We start from the raw sequence: 25,592 nt of genomic DNA, 5'->3' as shown, positions 1-25,592 counted from the left end.
GAGTTGTACTTATGTTGATCACTGCATTCAGAAAACCCGTAAATTAGATGTTTTCCTGTTTGATTAAGCTCTTTCCAACAACATCAGACTATGGTCATTTCCAGCCAGATGATTGTAAAGAAGAATATTTTTAATGTCGGTCTTTTGCTCTGAACGGATCATCATGACTTCCGGAATTTGCTGTTCCTTCAATATATGACAGGCCATAAATGTAGAAAACCCACTTGCCGTATTGAATTCCCCGCTCAAATGCTTGTAATATAATAAAGCTGAATTCTGAAATGCATCCATTGCTTTTGTATAGTAAACATCAGATGTTGCATCACCACTGAATCCTAAAATCACAGCATCAATGTCTTCAGGTTTTAAATTGTTTTTAGCTAAAAAATCTCCTATAAAAGAGGTTGTTTTTTCTATATCCAATCTGTTGATGATCTGAATGTCTCTAAGTTGAGCGTAAGAACTTTCCGTTTTATCTTTTCCTAAAACAAAAAAAGCAGCACCTTCGCCCCAGATCACACCATCCGTTTTTGAATGTAAATAATCAGCGGGAAGATCTTCTTCTTTTTTTATGGTATTGTTGAGACGGTAAAGTTCCATGGTTCTGGCCGTCTGCTCATCTGCAGCGCCTACGAGAACATTTTCAGCCTCTCCGTCGTTGATCTGAAGCTGAGCGTCCAGAAAAGAGAATTCCAGTGAGGAAGAAGTATTGACATACGTGAAATTGTACGCATGACACTGAAGACCAAGAGCAATCTGGCCTGCAACGGTGTTATGGGTAGACTGGATAAAAAATGTAGGAGTCAGAAACTCTTCATGATTATCGATTACGTTTTTCAGGAACTTTTCAGAATCCTGGGAACATCCCATTCCTGTTCCTACAATGATAGCGTCCGGTTTTTCAATTCCTGCTTCTTTTAAAGCGTAAGTGGAAGCTACGGAGCTCATTTTTACGGTTTTAGACATTCTCCTGATCATCGCAGGCGGAATGAATTCTTTATAGTTGGGATCTACAGCTTTTAAGATCTGAACAGATGGGCCAGCCTTAAGATCCTGGGAAAAATTTTCTTTTAAAGTGTCCTGAACAGAGATGCAGGATGCACTGTTGATGTATACTGCGTTCATGATTTTGAGAAAATTAAAGTAGAACAGTTTCCTCCGAAGCCAAATGAATTGGAAAGAACATGGTTAATGTCTTTCTCCTTCAGCTCTGTAACCGGAGTTAAATCAAATTCTGCCATTTTCGTTTTGAAATTCAGATTGGGAAAAATGACGCTGTGCTGCATCGCCAAAATGGAAAATACCGCTTCAATTCCTGCCGCCGCCGCCAGAGTATGTCCTGTAAAAGCTTTGGTAGAACTGAATTCAGGAACCTGATCTTCACCGAAGATTCTGATCATGGCAATTCCTTCTGATAAATCATTATTGGGAGTTGCCGTTCCGTGAACGTTGATATAATCGATGTTCTCTTTTTCCAGGCCGGATATTTTAAGAGCCTGTTGCATGGCGAGAAAAGCACCCTGTCCGTTTTCTGACGAAGCGGTCTGATGATGGGCATCATTCGCATTGCCATAGCCGGAAAGGTAAGCCAGGACTTTTTTGTTTTCTTTTTTCACGACTTCATCAGACTCAAGAACGATAAAAGCAGCTGCTTCACCAAGATTCAATCCTTTTCTGTCGTTATCAAATGGGGTGTTGTAAGAATCCGTAAGAATCATCAGCGTATTGAATCCGTTCAACGTAAATTTTGAAAGGGAATCTGTTCCACCCACGATCACACGGTCCAAAACACCGTTTTTAATCAGTTTAGCACCCATCATGATCGCATTCGCTGCTGAAGAGCAGGCTGTGCTGATGGTGGAAACCATACCATTTAATCCAAGATAATCAGCGATGGCCAATGAGGAATTTCCCGCATCATGAGCATCGATGTATTTTTGCTTTTCAGGAAAGTCTTCGTAAGAGTAGAAATACCTTTCCGTGATATCCATTCCGGCTACACTGGTAGAAGAGATGAGCCCGGTTTTGTATTCATTGATATCCGAAATTCCGGCAGATGCTACAGCTTCTCTTGCAGCGATCATGCCCAATAAAGAAGTTCTCGTCACATTATTGTCTTCAGGCAGCTGAAGTTGTTGTACAAGCTCTTCATTAGACCATTTTATCTCGCCGGTTTTTATAGTTCCGGCATGGCGGGTTTCAAACATCTGGATGTCAGAAATTCCATGTTTTCCGGTTTTTAACGAAATAAAATTTTCCTCCACATTGTTTCCGATGGAAGAAATGATGCCCATTCCTGTGATGGCAATTTTCTTGTTCATTTATTATTTTAATATAACAGTGTACCAATGTAGCAATGTACCAGTGTAACAATGATTGCTAGACTGTTAAACTGATACATTGGTACATTTATTTATTTCGTTCTGTTGTCTTCAATGAATTGAGCCATCGTATCGATAGATTGGAAAATTTCCTTTCCTTTTTTTGGATCGGCTAATTTTATTCCGTAGTCTTTATCCAAAAGAACAATAAGCTCAAGAGCGTCAATAGAATCAAGACCTAAACCGCCTCCAAACAGAGGATCTGTATCTTTGATCTCTTCTACAGAAACGTCTTCAAGGTTTAGAACTTCAATGATTTTGTGCTTTAATTCTGTTTTTAAGTTTTCCATAATATAGATTAATAGTGTACCAATGTACTTAATGTACCAGTGTAACAATGCATGAATATATCCATTTCTATGTTTAGAATTGTTACATTGCTAGACTGTTACATTGTTATATTGTTCCATTGTTATATTGTTACATTTTTATAAGGTTAGCAAATATACAAAAGCTTTATAATTTTCCTGATAAAGTTCCGTCCAGCCGCAGAGAACTTTTTCTGCCTTTCCGGACAGCAGGATCTGCTCTGCATAATCGTTTAAAAATTGTTCATCCAATTCATCCAGAACGAAAAAAGCATTCTCCGTCTGCATTTGATGTCTGATGCTGATCTCACCTACGCAGATGTTAGGTAAGGTGTAGACAAATACGGCAGGGCTAGGGAAGTAATTTTCTTCTGAGTTGATGCTTTCCTGGTATTTGAAATCTGTATCGAGACTGGATGAACGGTTGGCAAGAACCACTGCTGTTCTGCTGTGATCTTCGTCTTTTAAAATCATTTCCGAGGCGAGAAACGCAAGCTTACTCAGATTATCCATCTTGTGAAATTTGGAATAATTGATTTCTAAGCTTTTATAAGCCTCTTTCGCAAAATCGTGAAATGTTTCCGTCTGGCTTTCAAAAACAGGATGTCCGTTAACGGTTATTTTTGAATGTTCTATGGTACAGCTGTCCGTTTTCTTCATCACTTTCATTTTAACATTTTTCCAAAACAATCGCTGCATTGCATCCGCCGAATCCAGAAGCTGTTTTTAATATATACTGAACGCTTGCAGACTGGTTTTCTGTAATGATATTCAAAGGTTGGGAAACTCCCGTTTCTTCAAAATTCTTAGAAGGAATCAGCAGTCCGTGGCGGGCACTTTCCATAGAGATAATACTTTCCAAAAGTCCCGATGCACCAAGACAGTGTCCGTAATAGCCCTTCATGCTGTTCAATGGAGCATATTGAAGTTCCATTCTGTTGAAAGCGATAGCTTCCATTTCGTCATTGTAGATAGTGGCGGTTCCGTGGGCGGAAATAAAATCGATCTGATCAGAGGTGATATTCGCTTCTGTCATGGCATTTTTGATGCTTGCATACAATCCGTCTCCCGTTCTGGAAGGTCCTGAAATGTGATTGGCATCATTTACTGCAGAGTCTCCTGATATTTTAAACCTAAGTTTTTCGTTTTCGCTAGGAACGGAAGTGATATACACCCCTGCTGTCGCTTCGCCGATATTGATTCCGTTTCTGTTTTTGTCATAAGGTTTGCACGGTTCGGTTCCGATGGCCTGAAAAGAGTTGAATCCTGAGATCACAAACTCTGAAACCTCATCACCGGCAGTTACAAAAGCATCTTTATATTTCCCGGCCTGGATCATATTTTTAGCAACAGCAATGGCCATTACTCCTGAAACGCAGGCATTGGAAACCACGATGGGTTTTGTTTTAAATCCAAAATAATCAGCAATTTTCTGTGCTAATTTTGAAAGATAAACGCCTTCCGGTAATGCTGTCTGATTTTTTAATAAGCTGATATTTCCTTTGGTCGTTGATAGGATAAAAGCCGTTTCTTCTGAAATATGATGCTTTTCAACCAGAGGTTTTAAACTTAGAAGAAACATTTTCTCCAGTCTTGTAAAATCCTGATTGTCAAAGTTGTTTTTAAATTCTTCTTCCAGCTTTTCAGTATCAATAATGGAAGCATAAAAAGCGTCCTGGTTTTCTATCACCTGATGCAGACCCACGCCTGATTTTCCTTCTACCAGATGATTCCAGTTCGAAGTAACGTCAAACCCTAAAGGAGTGACACAGTTGTAGTCTGTAATATAAATTTCTTTCCTCATTATAATCCCATTTTATCTTTCCATGCCTGAAAAAACTCAGGATTATAAAGGCATAAGCTTCCGTTGCTGTCTAAGAAAACCTGAATGGTTTCTCCGCTGCATACCAGCTGATCATCCTGATTGAACAGTTCATAGGTATAGATCAGTTTGGCAGATACGGAATTCACAAAAGTGGTAACGATCCTGAACGTTTCTCCATATTTTAAAGGAAGAAAATGTTCACAGGTACTTTTTACGATAGGCGTCACATAGCCTTCTCTCTGAATATCGAGATAAGTAAGGCCGTGCTCTCTTCCGAAAGCTTCTCTTCCGTCTTCGAAATAAACGATATAATGTCCGTGCCAGACGATGCCCAGCGGATCTGTTTCGTTGAATCTTACCCTTACTTCTTCCGTACAGGTTAATATGTTTTCTTTAGACTGCATTTTGTTTTCGTTCGTAAAAAATAGAAATAGCGACCATTGCAATATAGAATGCAAAAAGGAAAGCAAGTTCTTTGGCAATTCCTCCGATACCGCTGTTTCTTAAAATAATATCATAATAGGCATTCAGTCCCCAGTTCATCGGGGAGAATTTGGCTACGGTCTGCATAAATTCCGGCATTAAGAATACGGGAACCCATATTCCTCCAATAGCGGCCAGAACCACTACTGAAGTAGCTCCAAAAGGCGCAGACTGTTCCTGAGTATCTGCAATAGTTCCCAGTAAAACCCCAAATCCGATAGCTGCCAGTCCGGAAAATAAAGTCACCACAATAAGCTGGAACATTTTCCCCGAAACATCAAAAGCTGGCAGATCCATATAAGGGAAAAGGTAAATTCCCACTGCGACCATCAGTAAAAACTGAATGATGCAGATGATGAGATACGTAAATGTTTTTCCTAAAATATGAACAAAGTATGGCGTAGGGCTGATCCTTGCTCTTACACTCGTGCCCTGACTTTTTTCTTTGACTAAATTGATAGAGAGCGGAACGACAATAAAGAAGATCGCGAAAAGCGTCCAGGCCGGAACATTGTGCTGAACTGAGTTCGGCATCACATCCATCGCTCCTTTTTTCGGGGTGATTTCTTTGAAACTGATGAGATTTTTGTTCTCATCAAGGTTTTCTTCCGTTCCCAGCTGATCCTGAAATGCTTTGTAGATCTTTTTGTTTTCAATCTCAAAAACCATTTTATTCACGGAATTCATCACGGAGTTTTTGAATCCTACGTTGGTTGCCGGATCAAAATACAGATGAATTTCTTTGGCTTTCGGTGCCGCTTTTTTCACCGCTGCCGTATCGCCTTCCAGTCCGAACGAACTTACGATCGTCTGAACTTTGGAATCTATATTTGAATTTAAATCTTTCGTTAAATTTTCAGGAATGACAATCGCCATCTGGTAATCTCCGGAAAACACGGCTTCCTGCGCTGATTTTTCGTCATAATTCGTCAGCAGCTGGAATGTTTTGCTGGTTTCCAGTTCCTGTTTTATGTTTTTGGATACCTCGGATTTGTCATTGTCAATGAAAATAATCGGGATCTTTGAGCCTTCCAGATTTTTGAAAGTTGAATCCTGAATTAATGTAATCGTTACAATTAACAGCAACGGCATGACGAAAATAATGACTATTCCCCCAATATCTCTCTTCAGAAGAAGGATTTCCTTCACGAAGCTTCTCCAAAGTTTATACAACAACATCTCTTAGTTCTTTTCCTGTTAATGATATGAAAACGTCTTCCAGGTTTTCAGCGTTGGCGATCTGTGACACCAGTTCTTCCGGCGTTCCTACGGCGTGGATCCTTCCTCTGTCGATAATGGCGATCTTCGTACAGAATTCTTCCGCCTCGGAAAGGTGGTGAGAAGTGTAAATGATACACGTCCCGTTTTTATTCAGTTCCTGTAAGAAATCGATGATGACTTTTTTAGACTGAACATCAACACCTACAGTGGGTTCATCGAGGAATAATACTTTCGGATTGTGAAGCGTTCCAGCGATAAGGTTGCATCGGCGTTTCATCCCTCCGGAAAACTGTTCCACTTTTTTATCTGCAAACTTTGAAAGGCCCATGATTTCTAAAGATTCATCGATGGTTCTTTTAAGTTCCTTATGCTTTAATCCGTACAGACTTCCGTAAAACATTAAGTTTTCCTTAGCCGTAAGAGTAGGATAGAGCGCGTATTCCTGAGGCACGATTCCGATGATTTCTTTGATCTTAAAACTGTCTTTTTGGGGAGACAGACCATTGATCGTAAATTGTCCGGAAGTGGGTTTGATTAATCCTGAAAGCATGGAAATCAGAGTGGTTTTTCCGGCACCGTTTGGCCCCAGAATTCCATAGATCTCATTTTTCTCAATATTCAGCGAGATATCGTTCACAGAAAACTCTTCGGAGTTTTTGTACTTTTTGTATAGATTTTTGATCTCAATCATATTCTCCTCCATATCAGATCGCTTTTCTCAGTTTTTTATAGAAAGCTTCTTCCAGATCTGCGATATGAAGCATAGATTTTGAAAGGTTGTTGTAGATATCGCTTTTTGAATTCCTGTTTTTGTAAACACGGGCAATATCCACGGCAAAGTCTCTCCACAGGTCACCAATCGCAGTGATTTCTTTGGACAGCTCTTTTAATTCATCATTTTTAAGGATGACCGCTGCTTCCTGAAGAAAAGCGCCATAGATAAATCTGAAACCGCCTCCGCCAGTTCCAATCTCTTCCTGCATTCTGATCAGCTGTCCGAGATAGTGGTTAGTGACTTTGGTTCCCTTCTTTGCTGCCCATTTCGGGATGCTTTTGGCGACCCATCTCATGGCTTTTACCCCGATAAGGGGAACCGGAGCCAGCATGTTTTTACAGGTGTCTTTGATTCCTTTTTTAATGGCTTCTTCAATATTTACATTTTCAGGGATATAAGTCGGGTAGTACATATGTCCTTTTGGAGGCAGTGCGCCTTTGGCATATCTTACTTTTTCAAGTTCAGCTTCGGACAAGGAAGTTGTATAATCCATTACCGGATCGCTGATCAGGAATTTTCCGTCTTCTTTTCCGTATACCACCAGGTTGTGTGCATTGAAGTGGAATTTATATTCTTCAGGGAAATAGGTAAGGTTGAAAACGCCTACCTGAAGCCCAGTCGGGATATTCTGATTTAAGTTTCTTTCTAAAGCGGATTGTGCGTCTTTAGGATTAGAAAATTTTTCTCTTTTGATTTTAATTCCCAATCTTTTGGCTGCTTTGCTGAAAATAGCACCGGGCATCGGACGATAGCTGAAGCCGGGAGCAAAATTGACTTTCAAAAATGGCAGATAGACAAAAAACAGTCCGGAACCGATCCCGAAGATCATTGGTTCACTGAGTTTTAAGCCTTTGTTGAGTAACAGATTGGAGGCAACACCGTTTTCGCAATGCGCGGTCTGATGGTGTTCAAAGTTAAGTTTCATTTGCTGCTTTTATCTTTTTCATTGGCGAAATGAAATTGTGCATAGGATGGTATGCTTCATTTCAGTATTATTTTCCGTCAAAGTTCTTTAATTCATCCACTGAAATCCCGAATGCATCGGCATATTTTTTCAGTACGGATTCGTTTAGTGTTTTAAATACTCTTGGTTTTGCGTGTCTTTTTACTCTCCATTGCCACATTCCGACATAGGAAGCAAGAACACCCAGATCCATTTTATTCAGTTCCATAAAATACATAATGGGACTTGATACATTATTAACAACATCCTGTCTTGCTTCTTCAATTCTTTCATGAATAAGCTCTAAAGATTCTTCCAGGGCTGCTTTTTTAGCTTCCCAGCCGATGCTGTTGGCCGTCGTATAATTATCGTTTTCGTCCGTCACATACAAGACTTCGGTCATGTTTGCTGACTTCAGATTGCTTTCATCCTGAGGCAGGTCTTGTTTTTTCATGTAAACTGTATTATTTTTCTACTTTAAGATGAAAAAGGGGTCGCCTTTTTAATTCTTTTTAATCAGTTGGCTAAAATAGTGAAAATACATTATATGTAAATCATATTAAATCAGAATGCTCAGGATGGGCTTTTTAAAAGGAGAAGAGCGGTGTTTAACTCAAAAATATTAATCCTGAATTTGTAATATACAGGCTGTAACAAGTGTCATATAAATGTAGACTAATAAGGTTCTAAGAAATTTGGATAAAATAAAATAAGACTTATGAAGAAATTTTTTATTTCTGTTTCGCTTTTCTGCATGCTTCATGCAATGGCACAGAAGTTTGATACTCAGAAGATGACAGACAGTCAGGGGTATACATACAAAACGGTAAAGAATGACCAGTCAGGGGTAAGAGTTTATACCCTGAAAAACGGACTGAAGGTGTATCTGGCAAAAAATGATGACGCTCCGAGAATTCAAACCTATATTCCGGTAAGAACAGGATCTAATAACGACCCTAGCGATAATACCGGTTTGGCGCATTACCTTGAGCACATGGTTTTCAAAGGAACTTCTCACTTGGGAACACAGGACTGGGCAAAGGAAAAAGCATTGCTTCAGCAGATCTCTGATCTTTATGAGCAGCACAAAGCAGAAAAGGATCCTGAAAAGAAAAAATTACTCTATAAGAAAATAGATGAAGTTTCTCAGGAAGCATCTAAATATGCGATCGCTAACGAATATGACAAAGCGATCTCTTCATTGGGAGCAACAGGAACAAACGCTCACACATGGCTTGATGAAACGGTTTATAAAAATAATATTCCGGCCAATGAGCTTGAAAAGTGGCTTCAGGTAGAGAAAGAACGTTTTTCCGAACTGGTACTGCGTCTTTTCCATACAGAATTAGAAGCGGTTTATGAGGAATACAACAGAGCTCAGGATAACGATTTCCGTCTTGTCAATTATGCGATGATGGAAGCTCTTTTCCCAAAACATCCAAACGGTCAGCAGACCACTATCGGTACTTCAGAGCACTTGAAAAGCCCTTCAATGGTTGCTATTCATAAATATTTTGACACGTATTATGTGCCTAATAATATGGCAGTGGTTCTGGTAGGAGATCTGGATTTTGATAAAACCATCAAAATGGTAGATCAGTATTTTGGAACTTTCAAATACAAAGAGCTGCCAATGAAAAAAATGGTATCGGAACAGCCTATGGAAAGCATTGTTTCCAGAACTGTGAAAAGCCCGAGCACACAAAGAATGACCCTTGCATGGAGATCCGATTCTAATGGAAGCCAGAATGCAAGATTAGCGGATGTAGTTGCAGAAATTTTAAGTAATAGTGGAGATGCGGGTCTTATAGATCTTAATATGAACCAGACCCAAAAAGTATTAAGTGCAGGCGCTTACGAATCTGCTTTTAAAACCTATGGTGCTTTTACCATGTCCGTAACGCCGAAAGAGGGACAGAGTTTTGATGATGCTAAGAAATTGCTATTGGATCAGCTGGATCTTGTGAAAAAAGGTCAGTTCCCGGATTGGATGCTGAAGGCAATCGTTAATGATAAAAAGGTACAGCGTATGAAGTCGTGGGAAACTGCAGACGGATTAGCTACTACTCTATACAGCACGTATATCAACGAGCAAAGTTGGGAGCAGGAATTAAATGATATCAACCAATACGAGAAAATCACCAAGGCTGATGTGGTCAAGTTTGCCAACGAATTTTTCAAAGACAACTACGTGGTTGTTTACAAAGAAAAAGGAGTGAATGACAAACTGGTTCGTGTACAGAATCCTGGAATTACTCCAATCAAACTGAACAGAGAAGCGCAATCTCCTTTCCTTAAAGGTATTTTGAGCAGCAAAGTAACTGAGATCAAACCTGAGTTCATCGATTATAAAGCAGCGATCCAGACAACGCAGATCAAAGATAAGAAAGTAAGCTTTGTAAAGAATAAATACAATGATGTAGCACAGATCAGCTATATTTTCCCTTTCGGAACGGATAATGATAAGGAGCTTTCAGTAGCGGTAACCCTTTTTGAATACCTTGGAACGGATAAATATACGCCTGAGCAGCTGAAAGGTGAATTCTACAAACTGGGAATCACGTACAGCTTCAGAACTTCAAACGATCAGGTAGTTATCACACTGAGCGGTCTTGAAGCCAATATGAAGAAAGGTGTTGAGCTGATGAATCACTGGGTGACAAATGTAAAAGCAGATAAAGAGACTTACGGAAAGACTGTGAAAACAATCCTTGAAGCAAGAGCTGCTGCTAAAAAAGATAAAACCAGAATCATGGCTGCTTTAACGAACTATGCTAAATACGGCAAAAATTCAAGAATGGCAGACATCGTTTCTAAAGAACGTCTTGAAGGCATTGATGTGAATGAACTGACTAAGAAAATCAAAGTACTGAACCAGTCGCCATATGAGGTATTCCTTTATGGACAGGAGCAGTCAGGTTTAGAAAAAGCAGTTAAGCCGTATATCTCAGAAGCGAGCGTTCAGCCGGCAAAAGCTAAAGAATACCAGGAGCCTGCAGCAGACGGAAAAGTATATTTCACCAACTACGACATGGTTCAGATGGAAATGTCTAAAGTGGCTAAAGGAGGTGATGTAAACTTAAGTAATTTCGGAAAAGCTAATGTTTTCAATGGCTATTTCGGATCAGGCCTTTCTTCTATTGTTTTCCAGGAGATCAGAGAAAGTAAATCACTGGCGTATTCAGCTTATGTGTATTATGCTAATGCTTCAGAAAAAGGACATGCCAACTATATCACGAATTATATCGGAACTCAGGCTAATAAGCTTCCATCAGCAGTCAATGCAATGAGCGATCTTATGGCTTCTCTTCCACAGATTCCTGCACAGTTTGAGAACTCAAAAGGTTCTGCCCTGAAGCAAATTGCGTCTAACAGAATTAACAGAACGAATATTTTCTTTAATCAGTTAGCATTGAAAAAACTGGGAGTAGATTATGATATCAGAAAAGATACATATGCTGAAATCCAGGGGCTGACATTGCCACAGCTTACCAGCTTCTACAATACTGAGATCAAGCCTATGAAATACAACACAGCGATCATCGGTAAGAAAGAAAACCTGAATATGGAATCCATCAATAAAATGGGAACGTTCCAGGAGGTATCTCTTGAAGAAATCTTCGGATACTAACCCTTTATGATACCAATTTTTTTAAGCGGAGCAGCAATGCTCCGCTTTTTTATTTTCTGAATTTAATTTGGAAAGCAACTTTTATCTGTTTTGACGGTAAGTTAGTTTTACCAGCAGATACACTTCCTGTTTGTCAAGATCATTGCACCAGGTACGCTGAGATACTACCGCGTCATTATACAGATCAAGATCGTCCATATTGTTATAGTATTCCAGTCTTTCGGAGGTTTTGTATTTAAAAAATGAAATAAGATTCACTTCATCCCCAATTTGCGGAGCTACGGGAAACTCAACAGAATTTTCAAAATCAAATTCAACATTATCTGAATAGAACCTTACTTTTACACTCATACTTTTATTTTCATCAAATATATCGAAAAATAAGGGTTGTTTGATCATTAGGAGGGAAGAGGGAAGATGGAGGCTGGAAGTTACCGGCAGGCTTTCCATATCTCATAGTTTATCTTACAATTTGATGAGGTAGTTTTAAAAGAACAATAAGACAGGCTTAAAGTTATTCTCCAACTTCAATAACTTCCTGCTCCCAACCTCCAGCTTCCGTTCTTCACAATCATCTGTGAAAATCCGTGCCATCTATGGTTAAAAAATAAAACGAATCTTTTCACAAATAGACACATCAATAGGGGCGGGCTTTAGCCCGCTTACAAGATATACGCTTTACAAAAGGCTTTAGCCAAAACCTAAATTTAGCATTGATGTAACACAAAAAAAACCGCACGATAATCGCACGGTTATATATTTTAACTAAAATAGATTCTTAAGATTTTACCTCCTGAATAAACAGATTGATCTCCGCCCTGATGAGCAGTTCATCATGATTAAACGTCTCACAAAAGATATTGCAGACATTTTCATACTGAGAGATCAGTGAGGCCTTTGAAATGATCTTATCGCCGGTTTTTGGAAGACCGAAAAGTTCGATCTTTTTAATATTGGTGATAAAGCCAATTACTTTGGTATCTGCTTCAGGGTTTTCAAAGAAGCTTTGTCCCAGAATAGAAGAGCAGGTTTGGGCAAGATTTTCAATCAGGCCGGCTTCCACAAGTTCATGATTGTGGACGAACACATTATCTTCTTTTATTTCAAAGGAAGTCACAACTTTTTCTTTGGTCAATTCCAGGATATAATCTGCCATCAGCATCGGTTCGCGGTGCGGCAGAAAGTTATGTATATTGATAAGTTGGTCTTCTTTGATCTCCATGACAGTTATTTTACAGCAGTTTTCATTTGGGATTTTGCAATGATTGCGCCATTCAGTTTCGTTACAATATCTACCAGCGTTACACCCATTACTTCATTCAGGATCGTTACTTCCGATACCAGGCGGTCACCTGTTTTAGGAAGAGTTTCCGCTTCAAAAGATTTGATGGCACCGATATATCCGGTAGGCGCATCTTTTCCTAAAAGATGATATTTGTAACCGGTATGCAAAGCCACACTCTGTGCCTGATGCTCTATAAGTCCCGAAGCCTGAAATATTCCGTCCTGGATAAAAATAGCGTCATCCTTGATTTCAAATCCCGATACCAGATGATTTTCAGAATATTCCGTAAGCTCATGAACCATGACAAACGGAAAACGCTGGGGAATAAGGCTTCCTACAAAATTCGTATCAGATGTTGGCAATTGGTTCTCCATTAGCAAACCGTTAATAGGGCACAAGAGTAAGCAAATCTTCCACTTTCAGGAACACAAAGCAATACTTTTTCTCCTTTTTTCAGCGTTCCTGAATTCATTAATTCTTCCAGTGCTACGAAGATAGAACCAGCTCCGATATTTCCGATGTCGGAAAGGTTGTAGAACCATTTTTCCGCAGGGAAATCCATTCCTTTTTTAGCAAATTCATCTTTCAGGCCGTCTTTGAAATACCCTGAAGAAATATGAGCCAGAACGTGATCGATTTTTGCTGGATCTAATTGATGTTTGTCAAAAGAAGATCTTAAGCTTTCTGCACCTTTTACCAGGATGTATTTATCCAGGATCTTGGTGTCTTGTTTAATAGCAAAGATAGACTGCTTCAGCCACTCATCAGAAGGGTAGTCTGCCCAAGATTTAAGGCTTCCGTCCTCCTGCTTGTCGCATCCTGCATACATACATGCTTCGATCTCGTGAGCGTAGGAATAGAAATCGATGAACTCTATTTTTAAAGAAATTCCGGTTTCTCTTGGTTTATTTTCAAGAAGGAATGAACCTGCACCATCAGAAAGCATCCATCTCAGGAATTCTCTCTTGAAGGCAACGATAGGTCTTTCTTCCAGTGCTTTTAAATTTTCAGCTTCATGGTTGAATTTATCGGCGGTCATCCATGCAGACATTCTCTCAGAACCTGCACATACTGCATTTTCATTCACACCGGCCTTTACAGAAAGGAATCCGTAGTTCAGGGCATTCATCCCGGAATTACAAAGACCTGTAGCGGTATTAATTTCAATAGATTTACCGATATTCAGCTCACCATGAACCATAGAAGCGTGTGAAGGCTGCATCTGATCCGGAGAAGTCGTTCCTACGGACAACAGTTTCATATCTTCCTTTTTGAAATTTTCATCGAATAGTCCTTCTACAGCTTTTGCGGTCAGCTGTGCATTGGTATGAGTAGGATTTCCTTCTTTGTCCAAAGCATAATATCTTGTGGTGATCTTGTTATTTCTTAAAATCAGTGATCTTGCTTTAGAAGGAGCGTCATTTATCAGACCAAGATAAGTCTCCATTTCATCATTTGATACCGGGTTGTTAGGTAAGTATGTTGATGCTTTTGTTATAAATACGTCGTACATTCTATTTTAAATTAATTCCTTGTAAATATGTTTTTTGTTTTTGTCTTTTAGACCAAAATATGGGGGTTGTCAGTAGGTGTAAAACTAAGACGACAGGTGAGATAATCCATATCGCAGCCATCAAATATACCTTAAAGAATTTTATCAGCAATGGACGTTTCTCTTTTTTCTTCATAATGAGATTAGACCATATGGTGAAGATCTTGTTCCCTACTTTTTCCACTCTCACTAAAAATGGGCGGATTTCTATCGCTCCGTTCTGTACCAGTTCAGGTTGAAGACCGGAAAGATTTCCACTGTTGAAATGCTTTTCTATAATGCGGCCATACTTTACAGATCCCGAAATTTCTTCATCCGAAATCCCTGCAGGAGGAAGCATTCCCGATTTCTCTTTCTTTCCTGTGGTCAGCCAGCGTAAGATCGTGAGTACACTTGTATAATTGTCATGTCTGTCTACTAAAGCGATATTTCCTACCAGTTTTGCTCCCAGGTCTTTTAAATATACCTTCAGTTTCTCCTGAGAAAGCATCCACATATTTCTGGTTCCTGAGATGGTAACCACATCCGTGCCTTTTAGTATTTTTTCCGCAAAACCACTCTTTAAAAAAGAGATGATAGGAATAGACGGTGTAAGATACCATACCTGATATCCGAATAAGATGAGGTCATATTTTTTGTTCAGAATCTCTTCAGAAGGAGGAAAGATCTCTTTCGGGATCTGAAGATAAGATTCAGGGAACGTATTGAAGAAAACATCTTCCGGCCAGGGGAAAGGAAAATCCTCTTTCAGCTGAATATTATAATACGTAACGTCATATTCCTCCTTTTTGGCTTCGAAAGGCTGCGCTATATTCTTCACAATATCTTCCAGCTGTCCTGTCTGCGAATAGTAGATTACGAGTATATTTTTTTTCATTAGTATTCTTTAACGGTTACAAAAATATGCTTTTCATATTTATTTAGTGTTTTTTGAATATTTTTATTCCTTTTGAATTAAATTCTTCATAATAATCTGAATTATTAAAGTCTGAATGAATCGTATTCAGGAAGATAATGGTCTCCGGAAGATTTTCCAGGGTACTGATGTCAAACTGCTGATCCGAAATCAAAAGGATATCAATAGCCTTATGAATCTCAGAAACATTTTTGATATAGTGAATCTTTCTTCTCTTAACCAGATACGTCTGCATAGCGGTTTGTCTTCTCTCCTCATCTTTAATAAGAGAGAAAATTCTTCTTTCGGCCTGATAAAGAGTTAAAAGTACATCTTTTTGTCCAAAATCATCAGCCATATGCAGAATAGATGCATCTCTGGCAATGTGCTTATTCAATTCAAAGTAAACCGATTTATGGGCATTGAAATCATCCTTGACTTCTTTTACCATCTCACTGTCTTTGAATAAATAACTCAGAAATAGTTTTTTCCTGAAATAATTTTCATCCTCCAGTTCGATTCTCAGTTCGGCAAACTTTTCTCTGAAATAGGCATTAATCTTTTTCGTTCTTTCGGAATAGTTTTTTCCAAAGCTGAGGTCATCTTTACTGATCCTGTCACCAACTTTTACGGTAATGCTTCCGTCGTAGATGATAAAGTCACCTTTCGGCAGCACTTCAGAATTCCCGTGAATGTATAAGGGAAGAATATCCAGTCCGAACTGTTCGGCAAGATAAAAGGCTCCTTTGTGGAATCTTTTTACATCATTCGTATAAGAACGTTCCGCTTCCGGAAAAACAACCAGCGAATATCCCTGATCAATTTTTTCTTTCAGCTTTTCCATACCGTTCTCTATTCCCTGAGAAACGGGATAAAAGCCCAATGCTCTTACCAGTTTTCCGAAAACCGGAGAATCATACACCCAGTCATTCACCAGATAAATAATCTTATGCGTTGCCATGGCGATCGCAAGGGTGTCCAGGAAAGAAGTATGATTGGCAATGATCACGGCCGGTTTGCTGAAATCTTCTGCGGGATTTTTTATCACTCTTTTTCTTACAAAAGGACTGATGTGCAGGACTGATGTTAGAAATTTAGCTAAAATTAATTTAATAATATCTAAGGTTTTCCCTTTCGATCTTTTGACAAAGACACTTCCGATCAGTGAAAAGACCAATCCTCCCAATCCATAATAAAAGAATGAAATGATGCATCTTAAAAACAGTCTGAACGTGATAGGAGAAAGTCCTTTTTTCGCTCTGTTCGTGATCAGCAATCTAAACCAGAACGGATAAAGCGTTGAGGTAATAATAATCACGGAGAACATTCCGATCAGGGCAACCAGCGCCAGTGAATGTAATGCCGGATGTTTTGCAAAGATCAGAGAGCCGATGGACAATATCGTTGTGAAAACCGCCAGAATAATGGAGGTTCTGTAAGTCGGAAGTTCGTTTTTCCCGGTGGTATGTTCCTTCTGCATCGCCTTTGTAAGGAAAATACTGAAGTCGTCACCCACACCGAATACCAGTGTACAAACCACGGTACTGAAAATATTTAATTCCAATCCAAGAAAATACAGAATACCTGCTGTTACAACTCCGGTCAAAACAATAGGAAACATCGTAAGAACCGTAAGTTCAAAGTTTCTGAAGAAAACAATAATCGTCAGAACAATGGCCAGAAGCGAATAATTAATCAGCGTACTGAAATCTCTTTTCAGCAGTCCCAGAAAGTTTTCGTTCATCTGCTGGCGGTCAATGGCCAACGCGTCGTGATGCTTCTCAACATCTTTTATAAAGTGATCTCTTTTCTTTTCATCTACCTTGACCACATTGGAAACCGTGTAAAAACCATTTTCATTGCTCAGGAATTCGGAGATCTGTAATGCTTTTACTTTTTCGTAGTCTTTGAGACTTAATTCCGTATAATTTTTATTTAAAACTTCATTGAAGTTATCAAAGGCACTGCTGTTGAAGCCAAATTGATTTCCGCTGCTCACCAGTTCAGAAACGGTGCGGTTCTTTTTATCTGCATCCCAGAATTTCTTCCAGGTTTCAATCCTTTGTTTCTGATCTTTTTCAGACAAGACAACATTTCCGAGCGAACTGTAGCTCAGAATTTTTCCTTCCTTTTTCTCTTTTTCAAGGAAATTGCTCAGGCGGGAGTTTCTTGCCAAGGCTTCTTCCTCAGAATTACCGTAAGAAATGGTGTAAATAGATTTTGAGGTGATGTCGGAAAGCTTCTGCAGCTTGGCTTCACTTATTTTTAAATCTTTCGGAATATAATTAAGGTCCCCGATATCTTCATTGAATCCTACATGTCTGAAACCAAACAGACAGGCCACGATGATGATAGAACAGCCTATAATCAAAGGTTTGTTTTTCTCATAAGGATAAGACCCTATCCTGTCTATAAAATTGGTGCTTTGGTGTTCTTCTTTCTGCTTGGGTTTATACAACTGAGGGACGATGATCAATGCCGTGACGGAAGATAAAATAACAGTAATCGCGGCAAAAAGACCAAGATCTTTCAACGCTTCAGAACGCACAAATACCAGACACAGAAAAGAAACAGCGGTTGTAGCACTGCTCAGTATGATGGGCTGGGTGATCTCTTTGTAAAGTTCTTCTATATTGTTGTTATGTTTATAATGGGTAAGAATATGAAGGGCATAATCTATCGTGATCCCGATAAGAATGGCTCCCACACTCAAAGAAATAGCGGAAATTTTATCTTTAATAAAATAAAGAATCAGCAGGGCGAGAAGCACTGAAAATACAGTCGGGAGAAATACGATAATCGGAGTGAAAAAGTTTCGGAAATAATAGATAAGCAGGACCAATAGCACTGTCATTGAGATCATAACCGTATTCTGGATGTCTTTTTTTATTTGTTGTGCATTCGCTACGGCAATCACTGGAGAACCGAAATAGCTGAGCTCCGTTTTCCCTTTGAACTGTTTATTGATGCCGTCTTTTATCTCATTAAGCTGATTGACAAAGACTTCATTGCCCTTGGTGTCGTTGCTTTTGTTTTTCGGATCGATGAAGAGAAGAAGGTTTTTCCCATCTTTGGTGACAATATAATTGTCTTCAAGTTTGAAATCTTTGCTGATGTTTAAAGCATTTAATTTCTTAATGCCTAAATAAGTGATTCCTAACGGATCTTTTTTGATAAACTCCTTTGTCACAAGACTCGTAGGCGAAACCAGAGATACATAATTGTTCTCTACCTGTTTTGAAATGCTGTCTTTCTGAAGTTTTCTTTCGATTTCCTTATAATCGTTTTCATCAAGGAACAAAGGCAGATTCTGATTCACAAAATCAAATGTTTCCGAAATTTCACTGTCGTTCACTTTACCCTGAACAGAACCGATATATTTCTTCAAAGGTTCCACTTTCTGCAGAAAAGTATCAGCGGTTTCGGATAACTGAAAATTATCTTCTTTGGACTTGTTTTCTATAATCACGATGATCTTGTCCGAAAAATTCAGCTGTTTGAGAACTTTTGCCGTAAGATCTGATTTTTCATTTTTAGGAATTATCTGGTTGATATCTTCTTCAAAATTAATTTTTGAAGCAAAAAATCCGCATAGAACAGCCGTCCCAATAGCAATAAGAGCAGAAAGGACCCTGTTTTTAGAAATGAGATAATATAAAAAAATAAAAAAACGATGCATTATATGGTGAAATCAAGTCTGCAAATTTAATTTTTTCAACATTAGTTCAAAACATTTGGGCTATAAGTTTTGTCTGAAAATCAACAAAATATTCTAGGCAGAATAAAAAAATATTCTACTTTTGCAAAAGTTCCCTTTCAAGAAATATATTTTAAACCCATATTATTATTAAAGAAATAAGAATCTGTTTTAGATATGTTGAAAAAAAATGATGAAAAAATAGACGGATTTCTATTCCCAATAGTATTCCCTTTTCTGCTGTATTTCTTATCTTATTACAGATTTGGAGCCTTCTTGTGCACCCTGCACCGGTTAAACAAAACCTACAACTAGCATGAGTGTATTACATCCATATTTTATAGTGGCGATTGTCTATATGCTTTTTTTTAGTGTACAGGAAGTTTTCGGCAAAAAAGTAGATAAAAAATGGCTCTGGTTTTTAGGGGTTTATCTCATCATACTGGTCGGTTTCCGTGACAACGTAGGTCCGGATTACGGAAGTTATAAAGGATTGTACATTTATTCCGATACCAAAAGCTATGAAAGTATCTTTCTTAAGATGCTTCATATGGAGGGGCCGGATCAGCTGGATGTAGAATGGCTGTATACTTTGATCAATAAAATATTGCTCAATGTCTTCGATGCTCCTTTTTATGTTCTTACCTTAATAATTGCCATTTGTGCCATCTTTTTTAAGATAGAATATACGGAGGATAATACTTTTTACCCCTTTACGTTTATCCTGTTTATGTTTGTCCCCTACTTCTTTGTTGGAGAGAGTGGACAGATCAGGCAGAATTTAGGAACATTTATTGTTTATTTTGCGATACGCTATATCAAAGAGCGGAAGCTCTGGCATTATCTCTTCTTTATATTTATTGCATCCGGAATCCATACGGTAAGTTATCTGTTTCTTCCGCTGTATTGGCTGGTTCGTATTCCTTTGAGCAAAACTGTGATGCTCGTGCTGATTATTATTTCCGTATTTCTTTCGCCTTTTGAAGTGTACAGGGTTTTTGGAGATTTCCTGAGCAGTATGGCGTCTGAGAATATCCTTGTAGAAGGTCTGAACGGATATATGGATGAGTCTATAGAAAGGCTGAATGGTGGTTTCGGAATTCCCGAGGCCATGATGATGATCCTTACCTTCTTCCTTTTTGCTTTCGATACCAAGATGAAAGAATTGTATCCGTATTACGAATACCATAGAGCTTATGCGGTAATAGGAATATGTTTTTACTTTATTTTCAGAAACAATCCTGTATTCTCATCCAGGCTGGTAGGTGCATTTATTGGTTTCTCCTTCGTTATTATCCCTAATGCGATGTATGTAGTGTCCAGTGGGGTGAAGAAAATGATTTATGCCTTTATCTTAGCCCTTGTTATTTTTAATATTATTGTTTTCTGCTCATTTAACAATATTAAAGTGGGTAGATTTACGACTGAACTTTATAAAAACCACATCCTTCCTTAAGAACTTAATTCATATATGATACTATATAAAAGACAGCTTTATGGTTGTCTTTTTTGTTATTTCTTTTCTGTCTGAAACACAGACGGCTTTATTATTTTATCAGTGAAGAGAGCTGTTAAAAATAAAGGAGCAATTACCACTTTCATCTTCCCATTTGCGGATTTCTGTCTCTTTGTTAATATTTATTCAACTTGAATTCTCGGTTCAGATATGTCATTTGAATCATTTATTTTTGCACGCTGTGAAACGAGTTGTGCCGTTTTCGTATTTATAATCTTTTACTGATTGATTATTAATGATATAATTTGAATATTTAATTCTTATTTATATTATTAATGATTTATTATTGGCGAAGGCTTAAAAGTTGTATTTCCTGAAAGGCACACAAGTCTAAGGATATGAGAAATTTAATTAAGAATTTTGCGGCAATTTTTTGCTTAGTGTCGATTGGTACCTATTCCATGAATAGCAGGGAATTAAATGAAATTCCTCCCTCGTATAGATATACGGAAAGATTAGTGTTAACAGGGGATACCTTACGGAGACCTGCTAACAGAGACACAGGTCCGGACTGGACAAAAGCTCCCAACAGCTATATTTTTGATCCCGGTCAAAGCAGTGAAGGCCTGCTGATCCCTGTACGAAAAGCCTACGCCATGTGGGCGGAAGATAAATACATTAGAGACGGTGGAATTCCTGCCGGTACAGTAACAGCCGATGTATTGTGGGAAGATACCCACGGGCTGATCAAATCAGGAACAGGGTATTCGCTCGAGATTCTGGATTCTAATCAGAGTGCCAAAATAAAAGTTCCCATCAACAAAACAAAAAAAGGAAATGCCGTCATTGCTTTCAGAGTAAACGGAGAGATCTACTGGAGCTGGCATATCTGGGTAACTGACGATCCTGGTAACGGATCAACCTACAAAAGTTTCAACAACATCACAAGAATGAAAGCCGATGGGACCATTGAGCCTATTCCAGATGCAGACTGGGGTTGGATGGATCGTAATCTTGGCGCATTGAGCAGTTCTATCACTTCCTCAGACTGGAACAGGAGCATCGGACTTCTTTATCAGTGGGGACGGAAAGACCCGATTCCACCATTGGTGACAAGAGGAAATGACTTCTATGAAGTGTCCGGTTCCATGGGGAGAGTAAGACACAGGGCAGCAAAGAACTTTGCCGGAGCTGCAAGTATTGACAACCTTACGAGATTCGTTCCGCTAGCCAATGCGGAAGTCATCAGTAATATGAGACTTTCCGTAAAGAACCCGCTCAGCCTGATCTATGTAAATAAAGATGGCAGTAATAACCAGGCCTATTACAATAATAACCCGAATCTTCCGGTCAACTGGTTTGGTCGTTTTCCGGAAATAGGCGATGGAAGGCTTTCTGAGCTTAATCTTTGGTCTGATAACTCGCGAGGGATAATCAGTGAGGATTATAATAATGACGGCAGCGCCCAGCCTTATAGAGACAAGTCTCCTTACGACCCTTGCCCGAACGGATGGAGAATACCGTCGATGCTTGTTGCCAATTTAGGTTCTCAGTCTTATGCAGATGATATCAGGGTAGATTTTTCTCCTTTCGGGGTCAGAACCAATATGGGGAAAGATCTTTTTGAAACGAATAAATATCACATTATAAAACCTACCAACACCGGTGTTCCTGCATTCATGACCGGATTCAGAATTTATCCCAATCTGGGTTTTGATCTTTCGAATGTGGGTGGAAACAATATGGGCGTTTTTCCGGGAACAGGACAGCTGATCAGAAGCGCCCATGAAGGGCAGTATACCGACCAGCATCATACCGCTTTATGGACCGCCACGATGGGCAGACATTTTGATGGATCTCCCACGGTAATCACCAGAGGGCTTTATATGATCCCCGACAAAGGGCAGCCGGATGTCCCTGATCCCGCTTATCCCAACATTAAAGGAAGATATACCTATATGCCGATGTCCGGAATGTATACCTCAGAAGCGAATGGCTGCCGATGCATCAAAGACCCGCTGTATGTTGTGAATAAATATAATTTCCCTTCCGAATATTTAGCGCCCCCTACAGAATACAGAGAGGGAATCAATAATCCCAATACCTACCAGGTTGTTAAGAATGCCCAGCTTTTTACGGTAGAAATTCCTGTAAGTAAAGCATTTTCGGTACAAAGCCAATTATTGAACAACCAGGAAATTCTAAACCCTTCCAGTTTCAGCAACTTAAAAGCGAATGTGTTGTGGACGACCAATACAGCTCTGATCAATAAGATAAGTGTGGTAAATCCTTCGCCTTCATCACTTCAAAGTGTTAGCAGCTCAAAAATTTTAGTGGAAATCAGACCTAACCAAAGTGGAAATGCTGTAGTAACGCTTCATAATGGAAATATCACATCTCCGGTATACTGGAGCTGGCATATCTGGATCACAGATTCCGCTCTTGGATCCTTTAATTATACCACAGAGCTTCCGGCAATTGAAGCGGTCAATTATGTGAATTATGTGAACAAAGCGGATGTCGCCCTTCAGACAGAGTTCATGGATAGAAACCTGGGAGCAACAGATGCTTTTCCCATGGTGGCTAACGGATTGAGTCCCACTGCTGCGGAACTCGCTAAAATAAGAGCTTCTACCGGAATGCATTATCAGTGGGGAAGAAAAGACCCGATTCCTACCTTTCAATATGCAGATAACAGAGCTTCCTATAATGTGTTTTTAGGAACGGCAGCAGATAACGGGACAGTTACCTATACAACACTTACTCCGGCTACATACAACACTGCGCCTGGAAACTATATTGTTCCTTACAATACGTACGCAGCAGCTGTAAATGCGCAGAGTACAGACAGACCGGCAGAGAAAGTAGCGAAAGTGATGTCTTACTCCGTTAAAAACCCTCTGGTATATATGATTCCGAGTTCTTTTGCATCTTATAACAGTGCCATGCCGAATTATACCAATGGAACAGACTGGCTGGCGAATGAGCCCAACCTTGCTCCGGACCGATGGGGAAGAGGAGGGAAGAAATCTCCTTTTGATCCATGTCCTGAAGGCTGGAGAATTCCGGATATTACAAGCTCTGCTTTGATCTCGAATCAGGATTTTGGACAGTCGCCATGGTATAAAAAAGATAAAAATGCAGCCACTTTTTACAGTGTACCTACAGATTATTCCGGAACAAGGGTGAGAAACCCTTCTACAACGTCTACGATAGGGTACATGTTCAATGGTTCCGGGTACACTGTAGGGAATTTTCCGGATTCCGGATCCCGCGGGTTCAGAAGTGTTCTGGCTAATCAGTCTCCGCAAGGAACTTTCAATACTGTGAATTTTCAGTTTCCGGGGGTATGGACCGGAGCTTTGGCTGCCAATTATTTGGGAAGATCCATTAATGTTTTATTTGATGCGGCATCTTCATCCAACCGTTTCATTGCTTTTCATGATAATAATGACCCGTATTTTGGAACGGGCTGCCGATGCGTTAGAATGAAATATGATTCCGATGGAAATGAAGCTGGACCTATTCCAAAACTGCAGATTACCGCTTTGGCCTCCGGAAAAGGAGCTGCCATTTTAAGCAGTGCTGAGGTGAGAGAAAGAGTGAATGAAAACAAAATCACCTTATTCCCGAATCCGGTAAAAGATATGCTTCATATTCAGACACAGGAGAGTAAAGATTTTGATTATCAGATTTTTAACATGTCTGGTCAGCTTGTGAAATCAGGGCAGTTTAAAAACGGTAAAATAGATCTTTCTTCTTTGATTTCAGGGATCTACTTTTTAACAATTAATGATTTAAAAGAAATTGTGAAAATTATCAAGAAATAGGTAAGAAATTCGGTACGTAATTAAGGAGAGGCAAAAAGCTAATTGGTTTAATTTCAATATTTTAGGCGCTATAAAATGATGGAATCCAAACAAAAGCTGTTTTGCTTCTCTTTTTTTTGTCCCAAATTTTAAACACACAAATGATGCTAGAAAAAATTGTACCCTATTTCAATCTCAAGATTTTTATTTATCTTATGGTTGCAGTTACGGCTGCTTATACCCTGTTATTTACTTATTATTACAATCTTAAAGACGACGGATATATCCTTGCAGATTGGCTGATCAATTATCAGGATGGCGGTTTTAAAAGAAGAGGCCTGTCGGGAAGTTTCTTCTTTTTGCTTCAGGATTTTACGAATTTAAGACTCAATTATCTTGTGTATTTTGCTCAGTTTTCAATTATTTCAGGATTTTTTTTACTGTTCATTAAACTCATCCGCTATAAATTCACTGACCTTCTTTACCTGTCACTGCTGCTTTCCCCAATAGGATTTGTAGGGCTTTTAAATACAGTGAGTTATGTAGGAAAAAAAGAATTTATAGTTTTTCTTTTATTTACATGGTTTGTATATCTTCTGGATAATGAAAAGCTTTCGAAAAATAAAGAATATATTTTCTGTGCTACACTTAGTTTAGCAACTTTTTTTCATGAAGTGGTTTTGTTTTATGTTCCTTATTTTGCCATTGCATTATATCTGAAAACCGGGGAGCGAGAATTTAAAAGATATATTAAATATTTCCTCTCGGTTGGAATTCCTGCACTTTTGATTTTAAAATTTGGTAAGAATATCAACGAAGGAATGTCCTTACAGATTCTTGCCAAAAGGGGAGTTCACCCTAAATACGGAATTTTATATTGGAATATAAATGAAAGAGATTATATTAAACAGCATCTTAACGAATATCTGTTGTATTTGGTAAGTTTGGTTTTAAGTATTTTTCATATTGGGTATTATTTAAAATATCTAAACAACCGAAAGGTGGTGTCTATTTTATTAATTGGCGCGTTCTTATTTTCTTTTCCACTGTTTTATCTGGCTATAGACTGGGGAAGGTGGATGTATATTCACATGATGCTTATGATCGTACTTTTTGGTTTATTATTAGAGAAAAACGTTTGTGCATACATGTTTAGACCCATTGTTATTAATAAAAGCTTTTATATGACACAGTTCATTATTATTTTCTCATTAATGTACAGAGTAGAGATGTCGGGAAGAGGTTTTACATTTGAGGGAATTCTCTACAGAGTGTTTGTTGTTCCCCTTGAATTGCTAAATAAAATGTAACTCCAAAAAACTATCTAATAA

At 38.8% G+C, this 25,592-nt stretch carries 20 protein-coding genes; 4 read left to right on the top strand and 16 right to left on the bottom strand.

Annotated elements, in window-relative coordinates; genetic code table 11:
- Positions 1-63: 63 nt before the first annotated feature.
- From BUA72_RS22860 to BUA72_RS22815, 10 genes are all read right to left on the bottom strand, one after another.
- Positions 64-1,125 (bottom strand): beta-ketoacyl synthase N-terminal-like domain-containing protein, encoded by a 1,062-nt coding sequence (locus BUA72_RS22860; protein ID WP_072925475.1) that lies wholly within the window; start codon positions 1,123-1,125, stop codon positions 64-66.
- Positions 1,122-2,321, bottom strand: coding sequence for a beta-ketoacyl-[acyl-carrier-protein] synthase family protein (locus tag BUA72_RS22855; protein WP_072925473.1), 1,200 nt, complete (start codon positions 2,319-2,321; stop codon positions 1,122-1,124). Before BUA72_RS22855 ends, BUA72_RS22860 begins: the two co-directional genes overlap by 4 nt.
- A 92-nt stretch (positions 2,322-2,413) precedes the next feature.
- The gene (locus tag BUA72_RS22850; protein WP_034727005.1) at positions 2,414-2,671 is read right to left on the bottom strand and encodes a phosphopantetheine-binding protein; all 258 of its coding nucleotides are present in this window, start codon (positions 2,669-2,671) and stop codon (positions 2,414-2,416) included.
- 138 nt (positions 2,672-2,809) lie between these two features.
- Entirely contained in the window at positions 2,810-3,349 is a 540-nt protein-coding gene (locus tag BUA72_RS22845) for a 3-oxoacyl-ACP synthase (RefSeq protein ID WP_072925797.1), read from the bottom strand.
- A 10-nt stretch (positions 3,350-3,359) separates the two neighbouring features.
- Positions 3,360-4,493 carry a beta-ketoacyl synthase N-terminal-like domain-containing protein gene (locus BUA72_RS22840; RefSeq protein ID WP_072925470.1) on the bottom strand — a complete coding sequence of 378 codons (1,134 nt, stop codon included), beginning with the start codon at positions 4,491-4,493 and terminating at the stop codon, positions 3,360-3,362.
- Positions 4,493-4,918: an acyl-CoA thioesterase gene (locus BUA72_RS22835; protein ID WP_034727007.1), complete on the bottom strand. Its 426-nt coding sequence runs from the start codon at positions 4,916-4,918 to the stop codon at positions 4,493-4,495. Before BUA72_RS22835 ends, BUA72_RS22840 begins: the two co-directional genes overlap by 1 nt.
- Positions 4,908-6,176 carry an ABC transporter permease gene (locus tag BUA72_RS22830; protein ID WP_072925468.1) on the bottom strand — a complete coding sequence of 423 codons (1,269 nt, stop codon included), beginning with the start codon at positions 6,174-6,176 and terminating at the stop codon, positions 4,908-4,910. Before BUA72_RS22830 ends, BUA72_RS22835 begins: the two co-directional genes overlap by 11 nt.
- On the bottom strand, positions 6,163-6,921 hold the full coding sequence (locus BUA72_RS22825; RefSeq protein ID WP_072925465.1) for an ABC transporter ATP-binding protein: 759 nt from the start codon (positions 6,919-6,921) through the stop codon (positions 6,163-6,165). The genes BUA72_RS22830 and BUA72_RS22825 overlap by 14 nt, the downstream gene beginning before the upstream one ends.
- A 1-nt stretch (position 6,922) precedes the next feature.
- The gene (locus tag BUA72_RS22820; RefSeq protein WP_072925464.1) at positions 6,923-7,918 is read right to left on the bottom strand and encodes a BtrH-related acyltransferase DarH; all 996 of its coding nucleotides are present in this window, start codon (positions 7,916-7,918) and stop codon (positions 6,923-6,925) included.
- Between the two features lie 67 nt (positions 7,919-7,985).
- Entirely contained in the window at positions 7,986-8,390 is a 405-nt protein-coding gene (locus BUA72_RS22815) for a flexirubin biosynthesis protein DarG (protein ID WP_072925461.1), read from the bottom strand.
- A 264-nt stretch (positions 8,391-8,654) separates the two neighbouring features.
- Between BUA72_RS22815 and BUA72_RS22810 the strand changes: the two genes are divergently transcribed.
- Positions 8,655-11,567 (top strand): M16 family metallopeptidase, encoded by a 2,913-nt coding sequence (locus tag BUA72_RS22810; protein WP_072925459.1) that lies wholly within the window; start codon positions 8,655-8,657, stop codon positions 11,565-11,567.
- 81 nt (positions 11,568-11,648) lie between these two features.
- On the opposite strand, the gene BUA72_RS22805 is transcribed toward BUA72_RS22810, so the two are convergent.
- The 6 genes from BUA72_RS22805 to BUA72_RS22780 all read right to left on the bottom strand — a co-directional run bounded on the left by BUA72_RS22805 (position 11,649) and on the right by BUA72_RS22780 (position 18,978).
- Complete coding sequence (locus BUA72_RS22805) at positions 11,649-12,017, bottom strand: hypothetical protein (RefSeq protein WP_072925458.1); 369 nt, start codon at positions 12,015-12,017, stop codon at positions 11,649-11,651.
- Between the two features lie 328 nt (positions 12,018-12,345).
- Positions 12,346-12,789, bottom strand: a complete 444-nt coding sequence (locus tag BUA72_RS22800) for a hotdog family protein (protein WP_047452644.1) — start codon at positions 12,787-12,789, stop codon at positions 12,346-12,348.
- 5 nt (positions 12,790-12,794) lie between these two features.
- Positions 12,795-13,226, bottom strand: coding sequence for a hotdog family protein (locus tag BUA72_RS22795; protein ID WP_072925455.1), 432 nt, complete (start codon positions 13,224-13,226; stop codon positions 12,795-12,797).
- Positions 13,226-14,365 carry a dialkylresorcinol biosynthesis protein DarB gene (locus BUA72_RS22790; protein ID WP_047452639.1) on the bottom strand — a complete coding sequence of 380 codons (1,140 nt, stop codon included), beginning with the start codon at positions 14,363-14,365 and terminating at the stop codon, positions 13,226-13,228. Before BUA72_RS22790 ends, BUA72_RS22795 begins: the two co-directional genes overlap by 1 nt.
- Position 14,366: 1 nt before the next feature.
- Positions 14,367-15,281 (bottom strand): flavodoxin family protein, encoded by a 915-nt coding sequence (locus BUA72_RS22785; protein WP_072925454.1) that lies wholly within the window; start codon positions 15,279-15,281, stop codon positions 14,367-14,369.
- Positions 15,282-15,324: 43 nt separating this feature from the next.
- A complete protein-coding gene (locus BUA72_RS22780) occupies positions 15,325-18,978 on the bottom strand; it encodes an MMPL family transporter (RefSeq protein ID WP_072925452.1) in 3,654 nt (1,217 codons plus the stop codon).
- A 334-nt stretch (positions 18,979-19,312) separates the two neighbouring features.
- On the opposite strand from BUA72_RS22780, the gene BUA72_RS22775 reads away from it, so the two are divergent.
- From BUA72_RS22775 to BUA72_RS22765, 3 genes are all read left to right on the top strand, one after another.
- Entirely contained in the window at positions 19,313-20,452 is a 1,140-nt protein-coding gene (locus tag BUA72_RS22775) for an EpsG family protein (protein WP_052202420.1), read from the top strand.
- Positions 20,453-20,913: 461 nt separating this feature from the next.
- The gene (locus BUA72_RS22770; protein WP_139259671.1) at positions 20,914-24,282 is read left to right on the top strand and encodes a T9SS type A sorting domain-containing protein; all 3,369 of its coding nucleotides are present in this window, start codon (positions 20,914-20,916) and stop codon (positions 24,280-24,282) included.
- Positions 24,283-24,422: 140 nt separating this feature from the next.
- Positions 24,423-25,571: a hypothetical protein gene (locus BUA72_RS22765; protein ID WP_072925450.1), complete on the top strand. Its 1,149-nt coding sequence runs from the start codon at positions 24,423-24,425 to the stop codon at positions 25,569-25,571.
- Positions 25,572-25,592: the final 21 nt, after the last annotated feature.

Origin of the sequence: Chryseobacterium sp. OV279 (assembly GCF_900128945.1) — a bacterium.
Lineage (GTDB): Bacteria > Bacteroidota > Bacteroidia > Flavobacteriales > Weeksellaceae > Chryseobacterium.
This window is presented reverse-complemented; position numbering and strand designations above follow the sequence as displayed.

Bases quoted from the DNA above. Each gene is read 5' to 3' on its own strand.
- BUA72_RS22790 (WP_047452639.1), bottom strand. From the start codon at position 14,365: ATGTACGACGTATTTATAACAAAAGCATCAACATACTTACCTAACAAC.
- BUA72_RS22820 (WP_072925464.1), bottom strand. From the start codon at position 7,918: ATGAAACTTAACTTTGAACACCATCAGACCGCGCATTGCGAAAACGGT.
- BUA72_RS22830 (WP_072925468.1), bottom strand. From the start codon at position 6,176: ATGTTGTTGTATAAACTTTGGAGAAGCTTCGTGAAGGAAATCCTTCTT.
- BUA72_RS22780 (WP_072925452.1), bottom strand. From the start codon at position 18,978: ATGCATCGTTTTTTTATTTTTTTATATTATCTCATTTCTAAAAACAGG.
- BUA72_RS22825 (WP_072925465.1), bottom strand. From the start codon at position 6,921: ATGGAGGAGAATATGATTGAGATCAAAAATCTATACAAAAAGTACAAA.
- BUA72_RS22855 (WP_072925473.1), bottom strand. From the start codon at position 2,321: ATGAACAAGAAAATTGCCATCACAGGAATGGGCATCATTTCTTCCATC.
- BUA72_RS22800 (WP_047452644.1), bottom strand. From the start codon at position 12,789: ATGGAGATCAAAGAAGACCAACTTATCAATATACATAACTTTCTGCCG.
- BUA72_RS22770 (WP_139259671.1), top strand. From the start codon at position 20,914: ATGAATAGCAGGGAATTAAATGAAATTCCTCCCTCGTATAGATATACG.
- BUA72_RS22835 (WP_034727007.1), bottom strand. From the start codon at position 4,918: ATGCAGTCTAAAGAAAACATATTAACCTGTACGGAAGAAGTAAGGGTA.
- BUA72_RS22860 (WP_072925475.1), bottom strand. From the start codon at position 1,125: ATGAACGCAGTATACATCAACAGTGCATCCTGCATCTCTGTTCAGGAC.
- BUA72_RS22765 (WP_072925450.1), top strand. From the start codon at position 24,423: ATGATGCTAGAAAAAATTGTACCCTATTTCAATCTCAAGATTTTTATT.
- BUA72_RS22850 (WP_034727005.1), bottom strand. From the start codon at position 2,671: ATGGAAAACTTAAAAACAGAATTAAAGCACAAAATCATTGAAGTTCTA.
- BUA72_RS22805 (WP_072925458.1), bottom strand. From the start codon at position 12,017: ATGGAAAGCCTGCCGGTAACTTCCAGCCTCCATCTTCCCTCTTCCCTC.
- BUA72_RS22810 (WP_072925459.1), top strand. From the start codon at position 8,655: ATGAAGAAATTTTTTATTTCTGTTTCGCTTTTCTGCATGCTTCATGCA.
- BUA72_RS22840 (WP_072925470.1), bottom strand. From the start codon at position 4,493: ATGAGGAAAGAAATTTATATTACAGACTACAACTGTGTCACTCCTTTA.
- BUA72_RS22785 (WP_072925454.1), bottom strand. From the start codon at position 15,281: ATGAAAAAAAATATACTCGTAATCTACTATTCGCAGACAGGACAGCTG.
- BUA72_RS22795 (WP_072925455.1), bottom strand. From the start codon at position 13,226: ATGGAGAACCAATTGCCAACATCTGATACGAATTTTGTAGGAAGCCTT.
- BUA72_RS22775 (WP_052202420.1), top strand. From the start codon at position 19,313: ATGAGTGTATTACATCCATATTTTATAGTGGCGATTGTCTATATGCTT.
- BUA72_RS22845 (WP_072925797.1), bottom strand. From the start codon at position 3,349: ATGAAGAAAACGGACAGCTGTACCATAGAACATTCAAAAATAACCGTT.
- BUA72_RS22815 (WP_072925461.1), bottom strand. From the start codon at position 8,390: ATGAAAAAACAAGACCTGCCTCAGGATGAAAGCAATCTGAAGTCAGCA.